This window comes from Alteromonas sp. S167 (genome assembly GCF_036864375.1).
GTDB lineage: Bacteria > Pseudomonadota > Gammaproteobacteria > Enterobacterales > Alteromonadaceae > Alteromonas.
The window spans coordinates 1-2418 of the sequence record NZ_JAZETR010000020.1; the positions used below are offsets into that span (position 1 = coordinate 1).

Below are 2418 nucleotides of genomic sequence, written 5' to 3' on the forward strand. Positions count from 1 at the left end.
TACGAATAGCCAATTAATTCATAGAAAGAAGGCTACGAGGTTTAAGCTCTAAATTATTTTCCAACCTTTCTATTTTTGAAAGGAGATCTTGATTAGCTTTACTTGTTTGCTCGATCTGGCTCTGAAGCCTATCTACTTCGACCTGAAAAGTATTATTGGCTTGATTTTGTTGATACAGGATGAACGTCTGCAAGCTAATTACAGTAGTGAAAGCGATTGTAGATAGAGCTATCTTTGTACGACTTTTCATAGAATTTCCTTATTTCAATAGAGTTTTAAGACTACCAGTGATTTTCTGGTTTTTCACTTATTCGTATAACGCTAAGCTTTGGGGCGCTAGCACGTGGGCTAAAATCCGAACGAAGTGAGTCAGCCCACGTGTTAGCGTCCCAGCGACCGGAGGGAGTGCCAACAGCGTTTTGTTAGGCGTACAAAGGAACGTACGCAGCTTTGCTGCCACCACTAGCCAAATAGACCGCGTGTTTAAATTATTGAATTTAAGATAAAACAACCCTGTGCGAAAAGCCAGATGTTAACGGTAATGCTGGATAAAAGAGCGGGTTTAGAAAGCTCGCGATGCAGAATGTTGGTGTTGCGGTGTTGATGAAAAACGCGTTGCTAAAGTTGTTTAAACAACTGAGAAAGCAAGCCGTAAAGACAACCTAGCGAAACAACCTTGATGCTGGAATGTCACGTTTGAACCTACTTTTTAATACTGTAAGTAAATGACGCCTAACTTTTAAATAAGGGGCGCAGGCACGTGGGGCATAATGGCGAAGCCGCCCCGCGTGTATGCGTCCCAGCCCGCGCAGCGGGCGAACTTGATTTTTTTGTTATGTGACGGTTTCACTACTGCTTGCTACCCCACCGCCAATTTAATCTTTCACCTTTGATGTAACACACGATTATTAATGCGATCGTATATGCAAATGATAAACCAATAAAAACGCGGGAGTTACTGGTAGGCGAACGCAAGAAAGCAGTGACAATCATTGCGGCAATATAAACTAACAAAGTGGCCCAGCCTTGCCACGTCACTGGGAGTCCCCAACCAATCCCGTAAGCCTTGGCTGGGAACCAATAATTCGAATCTTTACTCTTCACTATGGTTCTTCCCTGTAGTCACATAACTTCCAAATAAGGGGCGCAGACATGGGCGCTATAATGCGAAGCAGCGACCGTGTTTGCGTCCCAGCCCGCGCAGCGGGCGAACTTAATTTGTTTGTTATAAACGAACAAACAAATTTGTTTAAAAATAACAATAACAATAACAGCAGCATACACCAGCGGTTTATTAAAACAAGCCATGGCGCACGGTGAACGAACGCTGAGTTTAAAGGAGTGGAAAGGTTGTTGGTAACCTTGATGGAGCAATTGAATTAGGTGAAACACCCTAACGTTATGTGGCGACGGCCTTAAAGAAAAGCGCTATGAAAAGCGGCGACAAATTACCACGTTGCTTACGCAGTCGAATGTTGAATATCCTATGGTGTAAGTTGAAAAATTAGCGTTGAATATAGTTGCTACGTTGACCGCAAATGCCGATGGCATTGCGAACTTAGTTTGAAAAGTGAGAGCTTGATAGGCAAGAGGGCTTAGAAGAGTTTAAACCCAAAATGCGACATGGTTTATAACGGCCCGCATAACGGGCAATAACACGTATGCTAAAATTGGAGCGAAGCGACTGAGCCTACGTGTTATTGTCCCAGCGAGCCCGCGAGCGAGTTTATGCGATTGTTATGTGCCCTGCCCACAAAACTACTTATAAGCCTTTGCCAGGATTTTTGAATTCCCTGATCTGTATATGATTACCTTCTCTGTCTGCGATGTTAGACACTTTGAATATTGGGTTTGCCCATTCGCCATCGAATGCCTCGCCACCTAAGGTGACTGCTTTTTCTCTTGTTGCTTCCATATTTTGAACTGACAAGAATAGTTTAATTGGGCTGAAAGAACCTTTGGGTATATCGAACGGTGGGACATGGATGATGAGATTAAAGCCGTCTTTATCTAAGCTGATAAAATCTTTGGTTTCCCTTGTAATACGCATACCAAATAGTTGTTCATAAAACGCTGCAAGGTGTGGCAAGTTGATTGAGTAGATGAGCACACCATTCTGAGCAGGACCTGACATTTTTAATTCCTTACTTTGAGCTGCATTAGAAAAGAGTGCCGCAAAAAAAACAGTTGTAAACACCAATCCTTTAAAACCTTTATACATAGAGTTTCCTTGGCACATAACGCTCCGCATAACGGGCAAAAACACGTAGGCTACAATACCAAGCGAAGCGCAGGGAGCCTACGTGTTTTTGTCCCTAGCGAGCGCAGCGAGTGTTAATGCGTTTGTTATGTGCGCGGCTCTGAAACAACCTTTACGTAACCAACTATGGTATACGCCTCACAAATATGCCAAGTAAA

General features: G+C 43.3%; 2 protein-coding genes. Both read right to left on the minus strand.

The window, feature by feature from the left end:
- Positions 1 to 13: 13 nt before the first annotated feature.
- Positions 14 to 250 (minus strand): hypothetical protein, encoded by a 237-nt coding sequence (locus V7R35_RS17680; protein WP_334016201.1) that lies wholly within the window; start codon positions 248 to 250, stop codon positions 14 to 16.
- A 1512-nt stretch (positions 251 to 1762) separates the two neighbouring features.
- Positions 1763 to 2221 (minus strand): VOC family protein, encoded by a 459-nt coding sequence (locus V7R35_RS17685; RefSeq protein ID WP_334016202.1) that lies wholly within the window; start codon positions 2219 to 2221, stop codon positions 1763 to 1765.
- Between the last annotated feature and the right edge of the window lie 197 nt (positions 2222 to 2418).